Source organism: Methanoregula sp. (assembly GCF_049690535.1).
Lineage (GTDB): Archaea > Halobacteriota > Methanomicrobia > Methanomicrobiales > Methanospirillaceae > Methanoregula.
The window spans coordinates 1-23,224 of the sequence record NZ_JBAVMX010000083.1 but is presented as its reverse complement, the minus strand read 5'-3'; the positions used below and the strand labels follow the sequence as shown (position 1 = coordinate 23,224).

Sequence of the window (23,224 nt, the reverse complement as noted above, 5' to 3'; positions counted from 1 at the left end):
GTGCTCATTACGCTGTATGCAAAATACCGCGAAACAGGCGTGGACCGGTGTTATCGCCATTGCGGGAAGCACCGTCCTCCTCATTTTCTTTCTTGTAGCAGCGGGTTGTACCAGCCACTCCCCGGCCGGCCAACTCAACGGCACGGAATGGACGCTTGTCCAGTACACGCAAAATGCAACGATCATGCCGGCCCTTGCCGGTAATTCCATCACTCTGACGTTTGGCGATGATGGAAATCTCTCCGGATCTGCAGGGTGCAACCGCTATTTTGCATCCTGGGTGGTATCGGGCAGCTCGATGAGCATCGGAAACGCCGGTTCCACGATGATGTATTGCGCCGAGCCCGGCGTGATGGATCAGGAAACTGCCTATCTGGACCTCCTGCCAAAAGCAGGTTCCTTCGCCCTCGACAGCAACAGGCTCATCATCTCTGACAAGTCAGGGAATGCAATTCTCACGTTTGTAAAAACCACTCCCGGCGCATCCCTGCCGCTCGTCGGGACCAACTGGACTCTTTCCTCGGTTGACTCAGGCAATGCGGTATCAACGGTTGTTGCCGGCAGCCGGGTAACCGCAGTCTTTGATTCCGGCGGGAAGATGGCAGGATCGTCCGGGTGCAACAATTATTTTGCCGGATATACTGCAAACGGGACATCCCTTGCGATCAGCGGTATTGGATCAACCAGGATGATGTGCCCGCAACAGGATATCATGAACCAGGAATCTGCGTATCTGACAGCCCTTGAATCAGTCAGGGGATACGGGATCAACGGCAGCACGCTTGTCCTTACGGGCAATGGCAGTTCATCCCTCCTGACCTTCAGCGGTCAGCCATAATTTTTTGCCGGATCGGGGCTGTGGTTTAAGTCCTGCACCGCTCTTTTGCCATTCTGCCAAAACCCGTTAAGACAGGCAGTGATGGCGGATGTGGATAAAAGCGATCGATGCGTACGGAAAACGCCGAAGACGATAAAATTCTAAAACGTCTCCATAACAGCTCCAACGCACCTCCGGCCGTGGAATCTCCCGTCCTGTCATTACGGTGGCACTGAATGGGCCTGTACGCAGGTCGTGTTACAGGATTCCCGTTCATCACGGCAGACTTTGTCGCGGTTCGGATATTTATACGGGTTATTCCCTTTGCAAAGATCGTAACTGAGAGAACAGATATACAGGCACTTATTGAAGAAGAGTGCTCCAATACCCCCCTGGTGAACAGTAACAACTTTTTCGTCCGGAAGAACATCTTCAGCATAATATATGCCGGCAATAAGGCTCCCTAAAAGAGCCAACCCGATCATGAGGAGAACGAGACGGATAAAGATTGTAGTACCAGAGTCGAGTTTCATCAGACTGCCTCTCCATCCTGTGATAAACACGGGCCGCCGGAGACCGGGTCAACCAGAAATATGATCAGGAAATAAAGGAATATTCCCGTTTGCCATCTTTGCCGCTCTCATAAAGGGTTAATTTAGTTTTTATCCCGGTGGATCACAAAGGTTGCACAGCGGATTGCACCGTCAAGCTTCGTGACAGCATCGAAGGGCATGGTGATAACCTTCAGCCCGCGCTTTTCCAGCAGGTCGACTAAACGCGGTACTTCCGCGACCATCAGGATAGTGTCAGGGTCCAGCATGACTGCACAGGGACCGCCGGCTTCAGCTTCTTCCAGCGTAATGTCGATGAGATCCCAGTCCTTCATGGGTTTGGGAATCCCATTGATAAATGCCGGCCGGTAAATCATTGCACTGGTCGGGCCGAACACCCCCATGGCTCCCAGCAGGTGAACCGGGGCGGCTTTGATAATGGGAACCGGTGTAACCGTGTAACCATCTTCTGCAAGCCGCCGGCGCAGCCATTCGACGCCATTCGCACTGCTGCTTCGCTCATCGTCAACTCCGACAAGAACGTCCATGCCTTCGTTTCCACAGATCTGTATATCTCCTCCTTCCAGGACGAAATCACCGGAATTGGGCATGGTGACCGGGCAACTCAGCATACGGAGATTCGGATCCTCATCTATCCGTTTGGCGATCATATCCCGAAGCGGGAACCGTTCCTTATTCCGGTAGGGTTGCCGGAACTGGCATTCTATAATGTTCCTGCCGATCACCCAAATGGGATCCGCCGGAAACACCCGGAGGTCCCCCACCTGCAATTCATTCTGATACCCTGATTCTTCCTTCGTATATTTCCGGGGCCTGTGGACGATTACCCCGTGATCCCGGTAAACCCGTGCGAGATGATCGAGCTGTCCTTGCGTCAGCGCCATCATCTCGTCAAGTCCCGGCACTGAATCTGCCGGCTGGCCGGCGTATTTGCGGGTCAGTTCCTGTGCAAACGGAGGGAACGCATCGCTATAGCCCGGTACGACTGCATTCTCTGCCATTCCGACGGCAACCTCTCTCAGGCGACCGTAATCATTCCACACGCCTAATTTCATGACTATCGTCCTTTTGTTTGCGAGCATATTAAATTTGGTTTCGGAGATAGGAATAAAAAAAGGGCTGTTTGAAAGGTTATCCGGCTTCTCTGATTCCTTTTACCTGACTTCCCTTCAGAACAAAAAAATTTATAAAAAGTTTTTTACGCATTTGGCGATTTTCCGGAACGTCATCCAGCTCGGAGACACCATGACTGGCGCGATCGCCTGCACATAAAAGATATGATTTGAGAATCGGATCTCAAACCGTTTGGCGGCCGATTATTCCGGCTGCATTTACGGAGCGTTGCGGTACGACAGGACCTTTGACTCCTCTTCGTATTCCGGGTGGATCTCCTCTTTTATTGCAAGGGCGATGATGATGATCACAATTCCCAGCACGAGCGATACAAGAAATCCGACATTAAACCCGACAGAAAATACCTCCTTCTGGATATGGGCCGGGGACTGTGTGGTGACCTCACTATATTTTGCGATCAGGAGAATGCCCTCGATGAGGATCAGGTTATAGACAGCGATCCCGATCGATATGGGGGCACTCCGTTCAAGGCTCGTCAGGCTTGAGATCATCCCAGCTTTTCTCTTCTCCACCGAGATCATGGCAAGTGTCGTTGCCGGGGTCACGATCATGCCGAATCCGAAACCGATCAGGCCCAGGGAAAGGCTGATGAAGCCAATCGGGGTACTGACACCTAGGGTGGTCAGCATATAATAGCCGGCGACCAGCGGGAGACCGGCAACGATGCAGAGCCGGCGCGGCCCGAACCGGTTGAATGCCAAACCTGCAATGAGCCCGGCGATCATCATGGGCAGTGACAGGGAGGTCAGGACCATGCCGGCGGTTGCTGCATCGTAATTCTGGACAATCTGGAGATAGAATGGCAGGAGATACTCGATCCCTGCATAACTTATGAAAACCAGGCAGAGGAGCAGGTTGACCAAGAGGAAGTTCCGGTTCTGGAACAGGCTTATATCGAGCATCGGGTCTGCAGCACCGCGTTCGTGCCATACAAATCCTGCAAGAGCGATGACTGCGACTGCCGCCCCGACAAGGATCACCGGCGCAGTCCAGCCATATACCGCTCCTTCCGAGAGGACAAAGACAAACGAAGCAAGACCCACAAATACTAGCCCGGCCCCTGCCGTGTCAAATGCGCCGGAAGCCGCCACCCGCTTCGATGTCGGGATTACCCTTGCCCCGAGAAGGACTGCGAAGATCCCAATCGGCACGTTGATAAAGAAGATCCATTGCCAGGAAAGGTACTGCGTCAGGAGCCCTCCGATGAGCGGGCCCATTGCCGCTCCGAGACCCGAACAGAGCATGATGACACTCATCGCCTTTCCCGTCCGATCTGCCGGTATGAACGCGGTAATCATGGCGGCAGCAACTGACATGAGCATTGCCCCGCCTACCGCTTGGAATACTCTGGAGATCACCAGTGCAGGGAAGCCAAGAACAATGCCCGGTAAGAACCCGCAGAGAAGCGATCCGGTCGTAAAGACTGCAAAGCCGGTAAGGAAGATCTTCCTGTACCCGTACGTATCCGCGATCTTTCCAAAGATGAGCACGCAGCCCATTTCCACAAGGAGGTACGATGTGGCAACCCAGCTCACGGTACTTGTCGAGACGTTAAACGCTGTGGTGATCGCCGGAAGTGCGATGTTTACAATCGTTCCGTCAAGGCTTGCCATGAAGATGGCAAGCGCGATAGTGAGGATGAGGAGACCAGAACCTTTCACGCGGGCATCCGGTGTGTCCATGAATGTGTGTCGTTGGTAAAACCAGATGAAGGTTGTGGATTGGATTTGACTGAAAAGTAAAAAAATCTCTGCGCTCTTTCCCCATATTTTCTTTTAAAAAAAATTTACGCCTTTACCGGGATATCAGCCGGATGCCACTCGCCGATCGTCTTCTTGTCCGGCCGGTACTCGCGGAATTGCCGGAGCGAGACCGTGAGGTCCCGGGTGAACGCAAAGTACCCGATCTGCGTGTTCCGGCAGAGGTTCATTGCCATGTCCATGAGTCCCCGGGGATCGGGCCGGGCCTCGCCAAGCCAGATATGGAAGATGTTCCCGCCGTCCACGATCGGGAAGAAGACATGCTCGATCTCCATTCTTTTTGTCAGCGGGACATCCGCACCCGGCGCAACGTGCGTGCCGTTCGTGTAATAGATCGGGAGGTCCCGGGTCTTCCCGAGGTTTTCGAGCGCGTAGTCGAGGTCGCCCTTGATCACCTTTACGGCAAAATCGTGGTACCGCTTGTCGATGAGGTCCGCGACCGCGAACCGCTGCCCCGTGGTCTCTGCCGGGGTGCGGGCAAGGGCGAGGGTCATGTTGTTCTTTTCTGAGAGTTTCCGTGCGTAGAGTTCCATCTCGGTCATCGCGCGGACGGCAAGCTTGAACGCGGCCTTTGACTCGTGCGTCTGCTTACCGGTATGGTTCTGGACCATCTCGTTGACCCCCACCACGCCGATCGTGTACACGAGGCCTTCGAGGTCGACCGCGATTGCCCCGCGCTCCCCGGTGTTCGGGTCTTTGGGGCGCTGCATCGCAAACGGCATCCGGCCGCTTGCCCGGATATTGTCCATCCACCGGCGCTTGATCTTGAAGAGCTCGACTGCCACATCCATGAGTGCCCGGAGTTCAGAAAAGAGCCGCTCGTCGCTTCCCTCCGCCTTGTAGGCAGCACGCGGGCAGTTGACCGAGGCCACCTGCCACGAGCCCATCGAGAAGTGCTTGCCGTCCTTGAAGATCAGTTTCTGATCAAAATCCGAGTCCTTGTCGGCGACCGCTGAGAACTGGTATGCGCAGCACTGGTAGCAGGAGATGCCCTTTCCCGCGCCACGGTACGCCGGCAGCTGGTTGTCGTAGTATGGCGTCCCGAACTTGGAGGCGAGCTCGAAGGTCATGAGGTACAGGTCGCGGAAGGTCGGCAGGTCCGGGTGGGCCCGGTTGAACTCCTCACGCTCGTTCATGAAGTCCGGCTCGATGCTGATCTCGGGTTTGGGGAAGTTGAACGGCTTCCCCCAGTAATCGCCCTCGATCATGACCTCCATGAGCGCCTTGAAGAGCAGCCGGACTTCCTGCTCGAACTCGCCGTACGTGCGGCGCGGCGCCTGTTTCCCGTCCCAGACTTTTCCTTTATAGACGCAGGGCTTGTCCTGCCAGAGTGCAGGGACGCCCGGAGAGAGCTGGACGGATGAGAAGACGAGCTGGCCGCCCCGTGCGACCATCATCTGCGTCATCTCGTAGACAAACATCTGCATGTTCTGCTTGATCTCGTCATACGCCATGCCCTCCATGTACGGGGCGAGGAAAGTGAGGAAGTTGTAATAGCCCTGCCCGCCGGCGAAATTCGTCTGGGCGCTCCCGAGTGCCTTTACCGCGTGGAGGATCGCGACCTCCGCCCGTTTTGCCGGGCCGGCGACCGAGGCCTTCGTCCCGTTCCCATCCGGCATGAGGCCGTAGTAGAAGAAATAGCGCAGATCCCAGTCCTGGCAGAACGGGCGCGTCCCGAAATATTCGAGGTCGTGGATGTGCATCTCGCCGGAGAGGTGGTGGTCGGCAAGTTCGGGCGGGAGCTGGAGCAGGTACTGCTCTTTTGAGATCTTGTCCGCCTTCTTCTTGTGGCTTGTCTCGGCGTTCTCCTGGAGGTTTGCGTTGTCGTGCGCCTCAAAGCCCTTCCCCACATCGATCTGGTGCGCATCGTAGACCGGCGTCCCGACCCGGGTGCAGACGTTCCGGTACTGCACCATGCCCTTTTCAAGGAGCGTGATATTCATGATCTCCCGGATGAGCGGGCCCGAGAGCGACTTTAAGCCAAGGGCAAGGATGCGCTGCTCGACCCTCCGGGCGATCTCCTCTGCGGTCTCATCGTCTGCGCCATCGTAACCGTAGAAATCCTCGACAAGTTTCGTCTCCTTTTTGATCTGGTCGACGATCCGGTTCCGGTCCCAGTCGACAATGTGGCCGTCGGTCGTGCGGACAGGGGGCAGGGCTGGGGAAAAGCCGCCGTCAAAGGTCAGCTGCCGGGTCTCCCGCCGAGCTGCCATCATTCACCCGAAAGTATCGAACCGAGTTTTTTGTCGTCAAGCATTCCTGTCGGGAAGAGTTCGGCCGTGGTGTAGAACTCCTCGCCCCGCTGGAGGACGGGCGCCTCGTTAACAAAGACGCCGTTAACCCGGAGTTCGGTGAGGGCCTCCGCGGTCGAAAGGTCGCGTTCGGAATATTTGTAGCCGCCCCTTTTTATGGCTTTTTTGAGCATTTCGCAATGCGGGCAGGTCTCGAGCGTGTACACGATCAACTCAACCGGTTTCGTCATAAAAAGTACCCTCTGCTATCTAGGACTATGCATTGGTGGGATAAAAAAATCATGGTTTAGTACCTGTGCAGCGCTTCTTTCCCTGCATCGTTTGTAACGATCACCATTTGTAGGTGAATGGCCAAATCAGTACCCTGATGGTCAGGGCGTTTGTGGCATTCGAGATCTCTCCTGAAATGCGGGGGCTGCTGGCTGCGGCACAGGGAGTGCTGCGTACAGGTACTGCCCGGCTCTCCTACGTGGATCCGCCGCTCATCCACATCACGGTCAAGTTCCTTGGCGAGGTGGATGAGAAGAAACTCCCTCAGGTAATCGCCGCCCTCAATACTGTTCATGCCACCCCGTTCCCGGTAAATGGGAGCCGGATCACGGTCAATAATTTCCGGGACCCGCACACGGTCTGGTGCGCAGTCGATGATGCCGGGAAGGGTCGGGACGTATTTCTTGCAGTGGAAAGCGTCCTTGCGCCGCTCGGGTTCTCCCGCGAGAACCGGGCGTTCACTCCCCATGCAACCCTTGCCCGGGTAAAAATGGCAGACCCGTCGCTCTTCCGGTGCATTGAAACATTAAAAGATGCGCCCTGCGGCAGCTGCACGGTTTCCGGTCTCAAACTCAAGAAGAGCACGCTCACGCCCCGGGGGCCGGTGTACGAGGACATTGCGGAGGTTGCATGGTAAACGAGGAACGTGAAGGAACCGGCCGGCTGCCGCTTGAGGAGAAGATCCTCAAAGAACAGCTCAGGCCGTCCGCGGAGGAACGGGAGTACATCCACAAAGTGGCAGCCCGGCTGCTCGCAGCGATCAAAGAAAGCGGGAAGGCGGAGGGGATGATCGTCGGCTCTATTGCCCGGAACACGTGGGTGAAAGGCGACCGGGATCTCGATGTCTTCATGCTCTTCTCTCCCGAAATGCCCCGCGAGGCGCTCGAAGCCGAAGGCCTCGCGCTCGCCCGCAGCATTGCGCGGAAGTTTACCACGTCCTTCTGCGAGAAGTACGCCGAGCACCCGTACATAAACGCGACGATTGATTCCATTGATGTGGACCTCGTCCCCTGCTACAATGTCGCGAGTGCCGCCCATATCCAGAGCGCGGTGGACAGGACACCGTTTCACACCCGATACATTACGGAGAAGATCAACGGTCTCGTTGACGACGTGCTCCTGTTAAAGCGGTTTGCAAAGGCCGGGAGGATCTACGGTTCCGACCAGATGACCGAGGGTTTCTCGGGCTATCTCTGCGAACTTTTAGTGCTCCACTACGGCGGGTTTACCCCGCTCCTTCGTGCCGCTTCTGAATGGGGCCCGCACCTTAAGATCGACATCGGGCACCACGCGGCAAAGGAGTTTGATGAGCCGCTGATCGTAATCGACCCGGTCGATCCCCGGCGGAACGTGGCGGCAGCAGTCTCGATGGACCGGATGGCAGAGTTCATCGAGCTCTCCCGGGGCTACCTGGAGTCGCCCTCGGAAGCGTTCTTTACGCTGCCCAAAGAAACGCCGGTGAGCGAAGAGGAGCTGGCCGCACTGCTGGCGGAGCGGGGGACGTCTCTCTACGCGATCACGTTTGCGACCCCGCCGTTCATCGAGGAGATCGTGGTGCCCCAGCTGAAGCGGAGCACGGGTGCGATCTGCGACCTGCTCGCACGCAACGGTTTTGTCGTTCACCACGCTCACTACCGGATGGGGACGGAGCGGTGCATGCTGCTCTTCGAGCTGCTTGCAGGAGACCTCCCACCCATCAGGCGCCACGAAGGCCCCCCGGTCTGGAACCGGATGAACGCCGAGAAATTCCGGGAGAAGTACCGGGACGCGACCCTGCCCGGGCCGTTTGTCGAGAACGGGCGGTACGTGATGGAGGTGCCCCGGGAATTCGTCCGTGCGGCAGACCTCCTCACCTCCCCCGCGCTCTTAAATGTGGGTGTCGGCCGCCATATCCGGATGTCGCTTGAGAAGGACTGGTGCGTGTTTGAGGGAGCGGACTGCTGGCAGGAAGAGTTTGCGGGATTTATTGCCGGGTTCTTTGCCCGGTGCTCACCGCTGGTGAGAATTACCCGGGAAACGCAGGCGTAACAATCTTTTTTTGGAATTTTCCTATAATTTGGCATTTGAAATTTTTGCAAGGTTCTGGTTACCCACTCGTTTGCCTAAAAGGCCCTCAACCAGGAAAATGAACGAAGGTCTGTCAGGATTGTAAACGCGGGACCAGGGAACGGGTTTTAGCGATGCAGCCCCATGATCAGGAATCCTGACCGGGAAACCCTCTTTACCTATCCGCTCATATGGGTAACACCAGTTCACGCGGGGCTCTTATCAGGAATGAAAATCGACATTGTTTCGTATGCATTGATTGCCATTGGCGGTTTTTTCGGGGCTGTCCTGCGCTATATTGTCGATGAGCAGGTTTCCTCCCTTATGGGAACGCTCATCGTCAACTTCTCCGGCTGTTTCCTGATGGGGATATTCATGTATGAATCGATATACATCGGTGCGTTTGGCAGGAATACCCGCATTTTTTTTACCACCGGTGTTATCGGGGCGTATACGACATTTTCAGCGCTTTCTGTCCAGAGTTTCCAGGCCGGGCCGGTCATAGGCATGGCAAATCTGCTCGCAAACCTCATGTTCGGGTTGGCCGGTGTTCTTGCAGGACGGCACCTGATCTCGTACCAGCGGGGGATCTGATATGGAGCCGGCAATCCTTGTAGGAATAGGGGGTGCGGTTGGGTCCCTGCTCAGGTTTGAACTTTCAAAAATCCGGCAGTACCGGGGAATCCCGCTGGGGACGCTTTTGGTGAATGTGAGCGGCAGTTTTGCGTTCTCGCTTGTCGTGTTCACGCATGCACCGGAGAATATCCAGTACCTTGTCGGTATCGGGGGTCTTGGGGGCTTTACCACCTTTTCCACGTTTTCGTACGAAACGTTCCGGTTGATGGAAAATCATGATTATTATATGATGGGAGTAAACATCCTCTCAAACGTTGCCGGGAGCATCATCGGTGTATTCCTGGGATATTGTATAGTTACCATGTGAAAATGAGGAGACGGGTCATGTTGCAGAACGGGGCATTAATGCGCATCTATATCGCGGAATCGACAAAGATCAACGAGAAACCGGCCAGCCGGTTCCTGCCGGAATATTTTATGAAGCACGGTCTGACCGGGTGTACTGTTTACCGGGGCATGAGCGGCTTTGGCCATGAAAACAAACTCCGGACGGTCGATGTCCTGCAGTTCTCCCTTGACCTGCCGGTCATCATCGATGTGATCGACACCAAAGAAAAAATTATGGCCGTTCTCCCTGAAGTCGAGACAATGATCGAGGACGGGCTGGTTATGGTTCAGGATGTGCAGATGATCCAGAAAGTCCCGAAATAAATTTTACAACACTGTTGCATTTCCTGATACTAAGATCAAACCCCTGGAACGTAATACAATAACGATCGTTTTGGTAGTCCTGCTCTGATTGAGATGAGAAAAACTCCCGTAAAACCGTCCGATTTTCAATCCTGAAAATCCAACCCATTTAAAGCCGTTTTTCGCCAAAATCCGCCCAAATCTGGCCCCATATAATGCCCTTTAGCGGGCCATATTCGCGTTCTGGCAGCGATCATTTTCCGGATCGTCCAAGTGATAATTTCACCTGAGATTTGCCCAAAAAACCGCATTATCGAGTCTGTTTTATTTCGTCCGTTTCCGAAAATAAGCCTGATTTGAGGTTATTTTTAAACGGAGCCCGATATGGGCTTCTTTTGGGATGGGAAAAGGGTAATCGGGGCTCGGATTGAGCCCGGATTAATGTAAGTCTGTAATGACACTCACAGAAAAAACGACTAAATCAGGCCCGGATTGGATCGGGCCCCGGTACGACACCATGCACCGGTTTTTTAGATCCCTTTCGATCCTCGTTCCCCGGTCCTGACCCGGATCGAGTCCTCGACCGGCAAAACGAAGATCTGGCCGTCGCCTATTTTGCCGGTATATGCAGCCTTCCTGATAATCTCGATCACCTTCTCCGCCACATCATCGGCAACGACAATTTCCAGTTCGCGCTTGGGGATCAGGTCGACGATGTACTCGGCGCCGCGGTACTGCTGCTTGATGCCCTTCTGGACTCCCCGCCCCTCGACATCGAATATCGTCATCGATCCTAATCCTTCTGCGTCCAGCGCACCCTTGACGTCCTCGAACTTCTCGGGCCGTATCATCGCCTTTATCATCTTCATGGTATTCACCTTTTTTTCCGGATCGCGTACGATGTTAACACATACATTTTCCGGAGAATATCTGGTAATGTACAATGAGGAAGGCCGCACTTAAAACCATTCTTGAAAAACAAAAACCAAGAGAGGAGACCGGAGTGTCCGGCGCGGCAGGGAATACAAAAGCCGTGCGGGAAAAAAATGTTTACCGGGAATTTTTCCTGATCTTGGATCCCGCCAGCTTCTCGATCGCAGCGGTATCAACACTTTTTTCAGTCACCAGTTTGTGGTTTCGGATGGCGCTCTCCACAAACCCTTTGCCGGTCTCGTTCCGGATAACAAGCGTTGTAAAACCTGCCGGGCTCCCGACTGCGCCGGCCGAGAGATCGGCACAGAGCGATGAGAAGTCCGTGCAGATCCGGCAGCCCGGCCGGATCGTATCCTCAAGCTCTGCAAGAGGTACGGAAAGGTGCGTGTTGTCCTGCTTTAAGATATCGAGCTTGCCTTTCACGTCCAATTTTTTTATCTCGTGCGGTGCGAGTTTGTATTTCGTTTCCAGCTTGCCGTGAACAAGAGCAGCGTAATCGAAGGTCTCTGTGCAGAAAAGCCCGATCACAAGCCGGATCGATTGTGCGTACGGGCGGAGGAGATCGTTCTCGCTTGCCCGGATCCGGGCTGCGGCCTGCACAGCGCAGGGGACACCAATCACTGCGATCTTCGTATACTTGCGCGTGATTGCGGCTTCCTTGAGCGCTGCAAGGAGCGGCACCCACCAGCTGTACCGGCTGCCGGCTTCCCGGATGAGGACATCTGATTTTGTTATGACAGCTGAAGACGGCCTGAGTGTCCAGGGATCTTCGGTCACGGTGACCACGGCATCGATCAGGCCCTCGTCAAGGGCATTTGCAAGAATTGCCGTGACTGCCCCGCCGCTCTGCCGGTGCGGGATCTCAAAGACCGCTTTTGTAGAGAGCAGTTCGAGGAATGTGCCGAGCGTCTCTTTTGGCTGGTCGCCGGTCCGGGGACAGACGGCATAACACGCCCCGCAGGGTACGCTGTCGGTCGCCTGTTTGCAGTAGCCGTTGCTCTTCGGGCTTACGATCATTTCCCCTTCAGCAAAGGAGAGGGCGTCGGCCGGGCAGACTGCGACACACGCGCCGCATCCCGAGCATTTCTTTGTATCCCAGACCTCGCTTTTCAAATCGAGATAACTTTTTTCTGCCATCTCCATCACTCCGGTGTATACTTGCTTGCAAACGGTCGTGCGCTCGACGCGGCAATCCGGGAGTAATGTGCGGAAATCAGGGGCTCCGCATCGATCCCGAACGCTTTTGCAAAATCCTCTATGATGGGGTGTACCATCTCCATCTGTTCGACAGTCGCCGGCAGCTGCTTTGCGCCGACGCCGAGGTATTTATCTTCAACCTTTCCCCGGACAAAGATCTCGCCGCCGTGGATACCGCTCCCGACACCGCGTTCAGCGACCGGCACCTGCCCGTTCATGCCAAGGACAATTAAGAGGCCCCCTGCCATGTACTCGCCGAGGAACGCACGGGCGGAACCGCCGACCACAAGGATCGGGCGCTTCTCCATGTACTGTTTCATGTGGATGCCGCCGCGGTACCCGATATCGTCCCGGACATAGACCCGGCCGCCCCGCATGGAATGGGCGGTCGCATCCCCGGCACTCCCGTGGATGATCACTTTTCCCTGGTTCATCGTGTTGCCCGGTGCATGGTCCGCGTTCCCGTGGACGATCACGGTCGGGCCGCTCATGAACATCGCGAGGTCGCCGCCCGGGACGCCGTTTACCGTGATCGTCACGTCATCGCCCCGGAGCCCGTCGCCGATAAACCGCTGGCCGAGCACGTTGTCGATCACGATCTCTTTTGTGCCGTCACAGATGGCTTTCCTGATCTGCTGGTTAAGGGGGGTGTAGTGCAGGTCTTGTGCATCGATGCGAAGTACTGCCATCGGTTTCACGCCCCCACGGTCTTTACATCAAGCACTTTGAGCAGGCCTTCGTCCAGCATATAGCCCCGGAGCCGGTCGCGGTTGCCCCGCAGGCTCTCGATGCTGTTGATGCCGGCCGCTCCCATGAGCTCCGCGATCTCGTCGGTCCATGCGTGGATGAGGTTTGCGACCTGCACCGCGTTTGTCTCCGGGTCAAGCCGTTTTGTCAGTTCCGGTCTCTGGGTTGCGATCCCCCAGGCACAGGTGCCACGGTTACAGGTGCCGCAGACCCGGCAGCCCATGGCAACAAGGGCAGATGTCCCGATGTAGACTGCATCGGCGCCAAGGCAGATGATCTTCGCGATATCAGCACTCTGCCGGATCCCGCCGCTTGCGATGATCGATACTTCGTTCCTGATTCCCTGCTTGCGGAGTTTTTCATCGACGCTTGCGACTGCCGCCTCGACCGGGATGCCCACATGGTCGCGGAAGACCCGGGGAGCCGCTCCCGTCCCGCCGCGGAATCCGTCGATGACCACGGCGTCGGCACCCGAGCGTGCGATACCGGCCGCGATCGCAGCCGAGTTGTGCACCGCTGCGATCTTCACAAAGACCGGTTTCTTCCACTCGGTCGCCTCCTTGAGGCTGTGCACGAGCTGCTTTAGGTCCTCGATACTGTAGATATCGTGGTGCGGTGCCGGACTGATCGCATCGCTGCCCTCGGGGATCATCCGGGTGCAGGACACCTCTGCGCAGACTTTCTCGCCCGGCAGGTGCCCACCGATACCGGGTTTTGCCCCCTGCCCGATCTTGATCTCGATTGCCGCTCCTCGTTCAAGGTAGTTAATGTCGACCCCGAACCGGCCTGAAGCGACCTGCACGATCATGTGGCTCTGGTACGGGTAGAGCGACTCGTGGAGCCCGCCTTCCCCGGTGCCCATGAACGTCCCCATTTTTGTGACGGCCTTTGCAAGAGCAGTCTGGGCATTGAGGCTGATCGCACCGTAACTCATGTGGCCGATCATGATCGGGGTTTCGATTTTCAGGTTCGGGGCGAGCTTGGTAAGGAGCTCCGTGTCGCCGTTCTTGTGCTCCTTAACGGAAAGTGCCGCGGGCTTTTTCCCGATATACGTCCGCAGCTCCATGGGTTCCCGAAGCGGATCGATCGAGGGGTTCGTGACCTGGCAGGCATCAAGGACGAGCCGGTCGAAGATCATCGGGTAGGGGAGGACGTTACCCATTCCGGCGACGATGATCTTGCCGGTCTTTGCCTGGTTAAAGACCGCCTCGCGGATCTCGCGTGTCCAGACCGGGTGGCTCCGGTAATCCGTGGGTTTCTCGTAGATATCGATCGCGTCGCGGGGACAGAACGCAAGGCAGCGGTGGCAGGCAACGCAGTTCCTGGAGTTGACAACGATTTTGTTGTCCTCTCTCCGGAATACGCCATACGAGCAGTTCTCGATACAGCGACCGCAGTTCATGCAGCGCTCGGTGTCGAGTTCCACTTTGAACCGGAGCGGGATACTGCCGATGCTCATGCGATGACCCTCCCGATCACCGGCTCGCCGGCTTTTGGCATGCGGACATCCTCGATTGCCGGCTCGATGCGCCGGATTGCCGCCTCTTCGCTTGAGATATAGAGCCGGTCCTTGTGTTCGCCGGTAACAAGCGGGCGCAGTTTGATCCGGTCGGTAAATCCCATGAGGCTGTCCGGGGTTGCGACACAGATGGCAAATGGGCCGTTCATGAGCGCCGGGCCGTACGTAAGCCGAAGAGCCCGGTTGAGCTCCTGCTCTTTTTCGGGCATCTCATCGATCTCGTCCCAGAACGGCGGGGCAAGGGCACGCACCGCCATTTTTTCGGAAAGTCCGTGTTTTCTGACCAGCAGGTCGATAAGGTAGGCGACGACTTCCGTGTCGGTGTACATCGTGCACTCGTATCCGTAACTCTCGATGTAGCGCCGGTTGGTCCCGTACGAGGTGATCTCCCCGTTGTGGACGACGCTCCAGTCAAGGAGGTTGAACGGATGTGCCCCGCCCCACCAGCCTGCCGTGTTCGTAGGGTACCGGTTGTGAGCAAGCCAGAGATATCCCTTGTAGTCCTGGATCCGGTACAGATCGGCGACCTGCTCCGGCCATCCCGATGCCTTGAACACTCCCATATTCTTTCCCGAGGAGAAGATCAGGCTGCCCTTGTGTGCGGTATTTACCTGCATGACCAGATCGGTGACAATATCATCCGCAGTCGTGCCGGGTTTCTGGGTGTTGCTGGTATCCGGTGTGAAAAAAAAACGCCAGGGTGTGTGGACTTTTTTTATCCCTGCCTCAAAGGTGGGGATCTCTTCATCATGGACGATCGTTCCCTTTGCCTCGAGTTCCTTCACGAGGGCCGGCTTGTTCTCTTTGACATTGTCAAAGAAAACGTGGAGGGCATATGCGTCCTTAAATTCCGGGTAAATGCCGTACGCTGCGTACCCGGCGCCCTCGCCGTTTCCCCGCTCGTCCATCATCGCAAGCGATTTGCGTATACTGCTGCCGTCCATACACTGGCGGCGTTTGTCAATGACACCAATAATTCCGCACATTTTTTATCACAATCGGGAGGTCTGATTTAGGATGTGTTGTCAGGTCCCGGCTGGCCCTTTCGCGCCAGCGGGAAATTGAAACGTATAGTACTGAAGCGTTCTCCGAATTGAATGTAAGCATTCTCCTCACAAGAGTTAGTTCAGAAAATATAAATGTAATTGGTTGGAAACTTAATTCCATTATGTCAGCGGACGTATCCAAGTTGCTCAAGAAAATTGAGGCCGATAACGTAAAATTTATCCGGCTCCAGTTTACCGATGTGCCCGGCATGCCAAAGAATGCCGCGATCCCGGCTGCCCAGGCCGAGAAATCCTTGACCGAAGGTACCTGGTTCGATGGATCCTCCATTGAAGGGTTTACCCGGATTGAAGAGTCAGATATGCTCCTGAAGGCAGACCCGGCATCGTATGCGGTCCTGCCCTGGCGGCCCCAGGAAGGAAAGGTTGCCCGGTTCATGAGCGATGTGTACACCTACGGGAACAAGCCCTTTGAAGGCGACCCCCGGTATGTGTTAAAGAAGGTCATGGCCGAAGCGGCAAAGATGGGATATACCTTCAACACCGGCCCCGAGCTCGAATTTTTCCTCTTCAACCTCGTTGACGGCAAGCCGACCACGCAGTTCGTGGACCAGGGTTGTTATTTCGATCTGGCCCCCCAGGACAAGGCAGAAGACGTGCGCCGTGAGATTGTGCTCTCGCTTACGAGCATGGGCTTTGAGATCGAGATGTCCCACCACGAAGTCGCTGCAAGCCAGCACGAGATCGATTTCAAGTACGCGGATGCAGTCACGACCGCAGACCGGGTCATGACCTTTAAGTTTGCGACCAAGGCCATTGCGCTCAAGTACGGCCTGCACGCATCCTTCATGGCAAAGCCTCTCGCCGGTATCAACGGGAGCGGCATGCACACCCACGGATCGCTTGCAAAGAACGGCAAGAATGCATTCTTCGATGCAAATGCAAAAGACGGCCTCTCCGACACCGCACTCTACTACATCGGCGGTCTCTTAAAGCACGCAAAGGCGATCACCCGGGTTGCAAACCCGACGATCAACTCCTACAAGCGTCTCGTCCCCGGCTACGAGGCTCCCTGCTACATCTCGTGGAGCACCACGAACCGGTCCGCTCTCATCCGGGTACCGGCTGCCCGGGGCAACAGCACCCGTGCCGAGTTCCGCAGCCCTGACCCGATGTGCAACCCGTACCTCACGTTCGCCTGCATGCTCGCTGCCGGTCTTGATGGTGTGAAAAACAAGATCATGCCGCCGGACTCCACCAATGTCAACATCTATCACCTGAGCGCAAAAGAGCGCAAGAAGATGAAGATCGATATGCTGCCTGGCAGCCTTGCAGAAGCGCACCAGTACCTGTTAAAAGATCAGGTGCTCTGCGACGCGCTCGGTCCGCACATTCTCGAAACCCTGACAAACATTGCAGAAGCAGAGACCGACGCGTTCCGCCTCACGGTTCACCCGTGGGAACTCGAGCGGTACCTCGCTACCTACTAATCTTTTAAATTTTTTATCACAATCTGGTTCAGACTGGACTTTTTATCCGGTAACTGACCTTAACGTCGCTCTGACACTAGCTGAGGGTATTCCGGCAAAGAAACCCGCCGGATAGGTGCGTCTGCCCGTTAACCTGCGGGCAGGATCACTTGCACCCTCCCGGCGTCAGAGTGGCGGCGGACACAATAGTTACATCTATTCAGTTACAGGAGAAAATTATGGCTCTGGATACCGGTGTTACAACTTGGCTCATGGTCTCGGCGCTTCTGGTCATGCTGATGACCCCGGGAGTCGGGTTCTTTTATGGCGGACTTGTACGGAAGAAGAATTTTATCTCGATGATTGCGCTCTCGTTTCTGGTGCTGGCGCTCACGAGCATCCAGTGGATCGTTGTCGGGTACTCGCTTGCATTCGGCCCTGATGTGGGCGGGGTTATCGGCAATCTGCAGTACCTGGGCCTGAACGGGGTGAGTGCGAATGCAGGCACTGCAGCCTACCCTCCGCTGGTCTACATGGTCTTCCAGCTCTTCTTTGCCTCAGTTACGCTCACCATCGTTACTTCTGCAGTCGCAGAGAGGGTCAAGCTGACGTCCTTTATCGTGTTTGCCCTCATCTGGCTGACCGTTGTGTACTGCCCGCTTGCACACTGGGCATGGGGCGGTGGCTGGGCGCAGCAGATGGGAATGATCGATTTTGCGGGAGGGACGGTTGTGGAGATCTGCTCGGGATTTGCCGCACTTGCGCTGGCGCTTGTGATAGGGAAACGGGCCGGGTTTGGCGAGTACTCGATGGAGCCGCACAACATCCCGGTTGCGCTCCTTGGTGCGGCCCTGCTCTGGTTCGGCTGGTTCGGGTTTAATGCGGGAAGTGCCCTTGCAGTTAACGGCAGTGCAGTCACCGCCTTTGTGAACACGAATACTGCCGCTGCCGCCGGTGCACTCGCATGGATGTTCGCAAGCTGGTACCACGGCAAGCCCAGTTCACTTGGCATGGTAAGCGGTGCAATTGCTGGGATGGTGGCGATCACGCCGGCTGCCGGCTTTGTGAGCCCGCTGGTGGCAATTCTTATCGGAGCGGTCGCTGGAGTACTCTGCTTTGCCATGATGCTTCTTCGGATCAGCAAACGGCTCGATGAGAGCCTGGACGCGTGGGCGATCCACGGCATGGGCGGGGTCTGGGGAACGATCGCGACCGGTCTCTTTGCCGCTGCCGCAGTCGCCGGCTTCTCCGGCTTCTTCGAAGGTAATGTCCACCAGCTGATGGCAAATACGGTGGGTGCGTTTGCAGCGGTGATCTACGCGTTCGTGATGACCTTTATCATCGCATGGATCATCGACAGGGTTATCGGTCTGCGGGTGACTCCTGACGAAGAGTACGTTGGCCTCGACATCTGCCATCATGGTGAACGGGCATAAGTGATCCTGCATATTTCCTTTTTTTATACTTTTTTTCGGGAGTATCTGATCCCTGTAACGGTCCGGTTCAGGTAATATACCGCGTTTTTTCCTGTCAGGTAATCGGTAAAATATACTCGTTCTGATTGTAAGGTAGGTAGTGACAAAATGATAAAATTTATATATGTAGGAATAGAACTTCCTTCCTACAATTTCAGTGTACAAATTGGTTAATTCAGGACCTCGAAACCCGTATGATGCAGAAAAACCAGTTCACAAACCGGCAACCGGACTTTCTCTCCGGAACAGCTTACTGGTCTTTCATGAACGCTACCGTTCCGGGGGAAAGATCCTGTGTCTGCCCGTATAACCAAAAAAGTATATGGGCTCCGTCATAAAAGCAGATTTGATCTTACAGGTGAATTAAATGGTTATGGATTCTGGAGCAATTGCATGGGTACTCGCCTCAACGGCCCTTGTCATGATCATGACGCCGGGAGTCGGGTTCTTCTATGGCGGTCTTGTACGGAAGAAAAACTTCATTGACATGATCACGCTCTCGTTTGTGGCCTTTGCCCTCGTGAGCATCCAGTGGGTGCTGATCGGGTACAGTCTTGCATTCGGCCCTGATGTGGGTGGCTTTGTCGGCAACCTGCAGTACCTGGGCTTAAACGGCGTGAGTATGACGGACCCCGGCCCGTACAGTACAATTATCCCGGGAATGTTGTACATGGTATTCCAGCTCGTGTTTGCGACCGTTACCATGGCAATCGTCACGTCCGGTTTTGCCGAGCGTATCAAGTTCAGTGCATACCTTGTCTTTGCACTGCTCTGGACCACGATTGTGTATGATCCGCTTGCCCACTGGGTATGGGGCGGCGGCTGGACTGCACAGTTCGGCTCGATCGATTTCGCGGGCGGCACAGTCGTGCACATCAGTTCAGGGTTTGCAGCTCTAGCACTGGCGATTGTGATAGGGAAACGCGTCGGGTATGGTAAGTACGCAATGGAACCGGCCAATATCCCGTGGTCGATCCTTGGTGCCGTGCTCCTCTGGTTCGGCTGGTTCGGGTTTAACGCTGGAAGTGCCGTTGCAGCAAACGGCCTTGCGGTTAACGCCTTTGTCACCACCAACACGGCGACAGCAGCCGCGGCAATGACATGGCTCCTCGTCTCATGGGCACACGGCGGCAAACCGAGCTCGCTTGGTTTCATCAGTGGTGCTGTGGCAGGACTTGTCGCCATCACGCCGGCAGCTGGTTACGTAACTCCGATGTCTTCGATCGTGATTGGTGCAGTCGCCGGTGTCATGTGCTACGGGATCATGCTCTGGAGGCAGAGCAAAGGTATCGATGAAAGTCTTGACGCATGGGCAGTCCACGGTATGGGCGGCCTGTGGGGTGCACTCGCAACCGGTATCTTTGCATCCGCAGCGGTCAACGGTGCCTCGGGTCTCCTGGAGGGCAACGTCCACCAGTTCATCGCCCAGATTGTCGGCGCAGGGTCGGCAGTCATCTACGCATTTGTGGTCACGTATATCCTGGCCATCATCGTAGACAAAACCATCGGACTGCGTGTGACTGAAGAAGAAGAATACGTCGGGCTCGATATCTCCCAGCACGGGGAACGAGCCTAGGGGAAAACAGGGTGATTACCATGAAAATGATAATTGCAGTCATCAAACCCGAACGATTTGAGTTCGTGAAAAAAGCGCTTGAAGACAAAGGCTATGTCGGCATGACCATAAGCGAGGTCAAAGGCCGGGGTGCACAGAAGGGAATCTCCCTTGAGTACCGCGGCGGCAAGATGACCGTCGACCTCCTGCCAAAAGTCAAACTTGAGATCGTTATTCCCGACAAGGATGTTGACGATCTGATCGCGACCCTGACCGGGTCCGCACGGACCGGAAAGATCGGCGACGGAAAGATCTTTATCCTGCCGGTCGAGAAATCCATACGGATCAGGACCGGTGATGTGGAGTCATAAACACCAAAAAAACCGCAAATTTACCGTCCAACAGATGCAGAAATCGAAACTTCAGGATAGCGGGACCCTCCACCTCCCGCTCCTGTTTAAAAACGTTTCAACCAGCCACAAATCTTTTACGGCCAAAAATTTTGGGCCGTATTTTTTTTATTCCGCGTCCAGAAGCGCACGGAGTTTTTTTTCGATGTGCGGTGAGATGTGAATATGCCCCGGCAGGGTAAAGATGCCGGTGTCGTATTTTACTGCATCCTGCATATCCTCATCTGAGATCCCGTAATTCCGGTGATCGACAATCTCATGGAAAAAGATCTTTCCTCCGCCGGGAATGATCCTGCACAGGCAGAATTCTTCTGCCGCCCCGGTACGGATGTAAAAAAACGCTGAACCGATCATCGATTTACGATGGTACTGGATCTGTTCGAGGATCACCTCGTATTCCTGTTCTGATCCATCCGGCATGGCGTACCGCGGCAGCGGCTCACTGCCAGTATTCATACTGTTTGTCATCATCGATGTTTACCCCCTCCCTAATGGTATCCCGCAGTTCTGGTAAAACCGGAGGATATGGTGGAAATATATTCCTCGTATGTATATACTTAGCCCCGGCCATCAGCTGCCCGGGTCGGTCGGGGTACCCAAAAGCAGATTCTTATTTACCATGCCGCTCAAAAAACTACAGTAAGCAATCATGATTCCGTGGCTGAATTCAAATTTTAAAAATTTTAAACCCACCGCGGCGATAGCGCTCAACGCCACGCGACACATGAACACAACAGAGCGCAAAAAACTCTTTTCCCCCGATATTGAGCCCATGCGCACTGCCGAAGGGCGCTGGTTCGAAGCAATTGTCTACGAGATGTTCCTTGAGATCTCCCAGAAATCCGACTGCATCAGGTACATCGCCCGCAAAGGGGCAGATGCACCACGCGCCGGTGATCAGGCATGTCTCGGCCAGAACGGGATCTTTTACTCGAAGTACGGGGACATCACGTTCCGGGGAAACGGGCAGGACCTTGCCGAATTTGATCTGATCCTCGTAGATGCACAGGAGCACGTCGCATTCGGCGAGGTGGTGACATCCCCGGCAGACTTAAAGGAATTCGAGATCGAGATTGCGTTCAAGAAACGGCTGCTCGGGTACCTGTACGGCCAGGAGCATGTCTCATTCCTTCTTATCTCCTCATTTGATATCTCAAACTATTCTGTTGTAAAAAGGCTCGCAAAGGATCCGGATAATGCCATTATCCACACCAGTTCCTGCGAGCAGATCAAGGCGCTTGTCAAGCATTACCGGCCCCGGATCCTGTACACAAAACCCACCAACCACCCCAAGCTGATCCGTGCCACCGATATTCCGGTCAAACACCCGATTGACTACCGGCTCTACCATGACGAATTCAGGAACCGGATCTTTTCCGAGATCACGCATGGCCGGGGAAGGAAGAATGCGGAGCCTGCAACCGAACAGGAAGCGCTCGTAAAAAAGATCCTGTACGGTGCGCTCTACCCGCATGCCATAAAGGCAGTCTGCGACCAATACGGCCTCGTGGTCAAGGGTAAACGTATTGAATACGCGGAGTTTTACCAGTATTTCTCAAAAGCGATCATCGCTACCGATCTCCCCGGTTTTGAACTGATCATCTATCTCCGGTCCCGTCAGAAAAAGGAGTACCTCAAGATGGTGCAGACAAAGGAGGGTCACTTCCGGTTCGAGCGGCCGACCCCGTCCCGGGTGGGCTTCTTTTTGTGGATCGAGTTCCTTCAGCCCTCGCTTGGGACCAAACTCTCATTAGAGATACTCAATACATTCAGCATCAGGGATATGTCAAAAAAATAAGGATACGACCGGGAATGAGGGCCCGGATTTTCCCTGCCTCCTAGTGATCGTTTACCCGTGTACGGCAGGTCTAATCCAGCAATGTGGCAAGGGCTTCATCATGCCGTGCTTCCATGACATACGGTATGCCCGAGACTGCCGATGCGTCCTCCGTGAGTGCCATGAGATCGTTTCGTGACAGGGTTGAGAGCCGGAAGTTACGGCTGCCCGCCATGAGCTGCTGGAGGCCTGTCCTGAATTTCTGCGCATAGGTATAGATGCCCACGGCGCCCATCGGGATTTCCTTGATCCGCGGGCCGTATTTTTCTTTGAGTTCCTCGTAGCAGACAAAGATCTCCTCAATTGTGCTACCGTATTTAGAGACTGACTTGGGCAAATCCCCGGCCTGCAGCCATTTTTCGATGTTCTTGCCCACCATGCCGGGGATCATCAGTCCCCTGCCCATACAGACTGCCCTGAAGTACGGGCTGCCCATGGCAAGCGCCTTTAAGACGCCGGGCTCATCCGAGAACCCGCCGGCCATCGCGAGGTCCGGTACCCTCATGCCTTTCTTCTCCAGTTTCTGGCAGAATTCGTACGCGAGCGACTGGAGGTAAAACGTCGGGATGCCCCATTCGTTCATCATCGGCCACGGGCTCATGCCGGTCCCCCCGGGAGCGCCGTCAATGGTGAGGAGATCGATCTTTGCCTCGGAACTATAACGCAGTGCCATCGCGAGCTCGACCATGGAGTATGCGCCGGTCTTTAACGTGACGCGTTTGAACCCAATCCCGCGGAGCCGGTCGATCTCTTCCATGAATCCTTCCTTTGTGACAAAACCGAGGCGGGAGTGGCGTTCGAATTCCTTTATCGCACCGGCTCTGAATGCAGCCTGGTTTTCTTTTAACGTCGGATCGGGAAGAACGATGTAGCCCCGGTTTTTGAGTTCTAGGGCCCGTTCGAGCGAGGGGACTTTGATCTCGCCGCCGATGCATTTTGCTCCCTGGCCCCACTTGATCTC

At 55.3% G+C, this 23,224-nt stretch carries 23 protein-coding genes; 11 read left to right on the top strand and 12 right to left on the bottom strand.

Going from position 1 to position 23,224, the window contains the following annotated elements:
* Positions 1 to 16: 16 nt before the first annotated feature.
* Positions 17 to 838, top strand: a complete 822-nt coding sequence (locus WCE46_RS05985; protein ID WP_424732796.1) for an META domain-containing protein — start codon at positions 17 to 19, stop codon at positions 836 to 838.
* Between the two features lie 200 nt (positions 839 to 1,038).
* Here the strand turns inward: WCE46_RS05985 and WCE46_RS05980 are convergent, their stop codons facing one another.
* The 5 genes from WCE46_RS05980 to WCE46_RS05960 all read right to left on the bottom strand — a co-directional run bounded on the left by WCE46_RS05980 (position 1,039) and on the right by WCE46_RS05960 (position 6,765).
* Entirely contained in the window at positions 1,039 to 1,350 is a 312-nt protein-coding gene (locus tag WCE46_RS05980; RefSeq protein WP_424732795.1) for a hypothetical protein, read from the bottom strand.
* Positions 1,351 to 1,472: 122 nt separating this feature from the next.
* Positions 1,473 to 2,390 carry a dimethylarginine dimethylaminohydrolase family protein gene (locus WCE46_RS05975; RefSeq protein WP_424732794.1) on the bottom strand — a complete coding sequence of 306 codons (918 nt, stop codon included), beginning with the start codon at positions 2,388 to 2,390 and terminating at the stop codon, positions 1,473 to 1,475.
* A 330-nt stretch (positions 2,391 to 2,720) separates the two neighbouring features.
* Positions 2,721 to 4,205, bottom strand: a complete 1,485-nt coding sequence (locus WCE46_RS05970) for a DHA2 family efflux MFS transporter permease subunit (RefSeq protein ID WP_424732793.1) — start codon at positions 4,203 to 4,205, stop codon at positions 2,721 to 2,723.
* Positions 4,206 to 4,309: 104 nt separating this feature from the next.
* Positions 4,310 to 6,496, bottom strand: a complete 2,187-nt coding sequence (nrdD, locus tag WCE46_RS05965) for an anaerobic ribonucleoside-triphosphate reductase (RefSeq protein ID WP_424732811.1) — start codon at positions 6,494 to 6,496, stop codon at positions 4,310 to 4,312.
* A complete protein-coding gene (locus WCE46_RS05960) occupies positions 6,496 to 6,765 on the bottom strand; it encodes a glutaredoxin family protein (protein WP_424732792.1) in 270 nt (89 codons plus the stop codon). Before WCE46_RS05960 ends, nrdD begins: the two co-directional genes overlap by 1 nt.
* Before the next feature lie 113 nt (positions 6,766 to 6,878).
* On the opposite strand from WCE46_RS05960, the gene thpR reads away from it, so the two are divergent.
* The 5 genes from thpR to WCE46_RS05935 all read left to right on the top strand — a co-directional run bounded on the left by thpR (position 6,879) and on the right by WCE46_RS05935 (position 10,138).
* On the top strand, positions 6,879 to 7,442 hold the full coding sequence (gene thpR, locus WCE46_RS05955) for an RNA 2',3'-cyclic phosphodiesterase (RefSeq protein ID WP_424732791.1): 564 nt from the start codon (positions 6,879 to 6,881) through the stop codon (positions 7,440 to 7,442).
* On the top strand, positions 7,436 to 8,833 hold the full coding sequence (gene cca, locus WCE46_RS05950) for a CCA tRNA nucleotidyltransferase (protein ID WP_424732790.1): 1,398 nt from the start codon (positions 7,436 to 7,438) through the stop codon (positions 8,831 to 8,833). The genes thpR and cca overlap by 7 nt, the downstream gene beginning before the upstream one ends.
* Before the next feature lie 162 nt (positions 8,834 to 8,995).
* Entirely contained in the window at positions 8,996 to 9,445 is a 450-nt protein-coding gene (gene crcB / locus WCE46_RS05945; RefSeq protein WP_424732788.1) for a fluoride efflux transporter CrcB, read from the top strand.
* Between the two features lies 1 nt (position 9,446).
* Positions 9,447 to 9,794, top strand: a complete 348-nt coding sequence (locus tag WCE46_RS05940; RefSeq protein ID WP_424732787.1) for a fluoride efflux transporter FluC — start codon at positions 9,447 to 9,449, stop codon at positions 9,792 to 9,794.
* Between the two features lie 17 nt (positions 9,795 to 9,811).
* Positions 9,812 to 10,138 carry a DUF190 domain-containing protein gene (locus WCE46_RS05935; protein WP_424732785.1) on the top strand — a complete coding sequence of 109 codons (327 nt, stop codon included), beginning with the start codon at positions 9,812 to 9,814 and terminating at the stop codon, positions 10,136 to 10,138.
* A 509-nt stretch (positions 10,139 to 10,647) separates the two neighbouring features.
* On the opposite strand, the gene WCE46_RS05930 is transcribed toward WCE46_RS05935, so the two are convergent.
* From WCE46_RS05930 to WCE46_RS05910, 5 genes are all read right to left on the bottom strand, one after another.
* Positions 10,648 to 10,986 (bottom strand): P-II family nitrogen regulator, encoded by a 339-nt coding sequence (locus tag WCE46_RS05930; protein ID WP_424732783.1) that lies wholly within the window; start codon positions 10,984 to 10,986, stop codon positions 10,648 to 10,650.
* A gap of 181 nt (positions 10,987 to 11,167) precedes the next feature.
* Complete coding sequence (locus WCE46_RS05925) at positions 11,168 to 12,187, bottom strand: Coenzyme F420 hydrogenase/dehydrogenase, beta subunit C-terminal domain (protein WP_424732782.1); 1,020 nt, start codon at positions 12,185 to 12,187, stop codon at positions 11,168 to 11,170.
* A 5-nt stretch (positions 12,188 to 12,192) separates the two neighbouring features.
* On the bottom strand, positions 12,193 to 12,936 hold the full coding sequence (locus WCE46_RS05920; protein ID WP_424732781.1) for a hypothetical protein: 744 nt from the start codon (positions 12,934 to 12,936) through the stop codon (positions 12,193 to 12,195).
* A 5-nt stretch (positions 12,937 to 12,941) separates the two neighbouring features.
* Entirely contained in the window at positions 12,942 to 14,453 is a 1,512-nt protein-coding gene (locus WCE46_RS05915; protein WP_424732780.1) for a glutamate synthase-related protein, read from the bottom strand.
* On the bottom strand, positions 14,450 to 15,499 hold the full coding sequence (locus WCE46_RS05910; protein ID WP_424732779.1) for a class II glutamine amidotransferase: 1,050 nt from the start codon (positions 15,497 to 15,499) through the stop codon (positions 14,450 to 14,452). The genes WCE46_RS05915 and WCE46_RS05910 overlap by 4 nt, the downstream gene beginning before the upstream one ends.
* Before the next feature lie 182 nt (positions 15,500 to 15,681).
* Between WCE46_RS05910 and WCE46_RS05905 the strand changes: the two genes are divergently transcribed.
* From WCE46_RS05905 to WCE46_RS05890, 4 genes are all read left to right on the top strand, one after another.
* Positions 15,682 to 17,007, top strand: coding sequence for a glutamine synthetase family protein (locus tag WCE46_RS05905; protein ID WP_424732778.1), 1,326 nt, complete (start codon positions 15,682 to 15,684; stop codon positions 17,005 to 17,007).
* A 218-nt stretch (positions 17,008 to 17,225) separates the two neighbouring features.
* Positions 17,226 to 18,422, top strand: coding sequence for an ammonium transporter (locus tag WCE46_RS05900; RefSeq protein WP_424732777.1), 1,197 nt, complete (start codon positions 17,226 to 17,228; stop codon positions 18,420 to 18,422).
* Between the two features lie 406 nt (positions 18,423 to 18,828).
* Positions 18,829 to 20,037 carry an ammonium transporter gene (locus WCE46_RS05895; protein WP_424732776.1) on the top strand — a complete coding sequence of 403 codons (1,209 nt, stop codon included), beginning with the start codon at positions 18,829 to 18,831 and terminating at the stop codon, positions 20,035 to 20,037.
* A gap of 20 nt (positions 20,038 to 20,057) precedes the next feature.
* On the top strand, positions 20,058 to 20,387 hold the full coding sequence (locus WCE46_RS05890) for a P-II family nitrogen regulator (protein WP_424037387.1): 330 nt from the start codon (positions 20,058 to 20,060) through the stop codon (positions 20,385 to 20,387).
* Positions 20,388 to 20,534: 147 nt separating this feature from the next.
* Here the strand turns inward: WCE46_RS05890 and WCE46_RS05885 are convergent, their stop codons facing one another.
* Complete coding sequence (locus WCE46_RS05885; protein ID WP_424732775.1) at positions 20,535 to 20,882, bottom strand: hypothetical protein; 348 nt, start codon at positions 20,880 to 20,882, stop codon at positions 20,535 to 20,537.
* A gap of 193 nt (positions 20,883 to 21,075) precedes the next feature.
* Here WCE46_RS05885 and WCE46_RS05880 point away from each other — a divergent pair, with 193 nt between their 5' ends.
* Positions 21,076 to 22,224, top strand: a complete 1,149-nt coding sequence (locus WCE46_RS05880; protein WP_424732774.1) for a hypothetical protein — start codon at positions 21,076 to 21,078, stop codon at positions 22,222 to 22,224.
* Between the two features lie 70 nt (positions 22,225 to 22,294).
* Here the strand turns inward: WCE46_RS05880 and WCE46_RS05875 are convergent.
* Positions 22,295 to 23,224 (bottom strand): glutamate synthase-related protein (locus WCE46_RS05875; protein ID WP_424732773.1); only part of this gene is annotated, 930 nt, incomplete at its 5' end.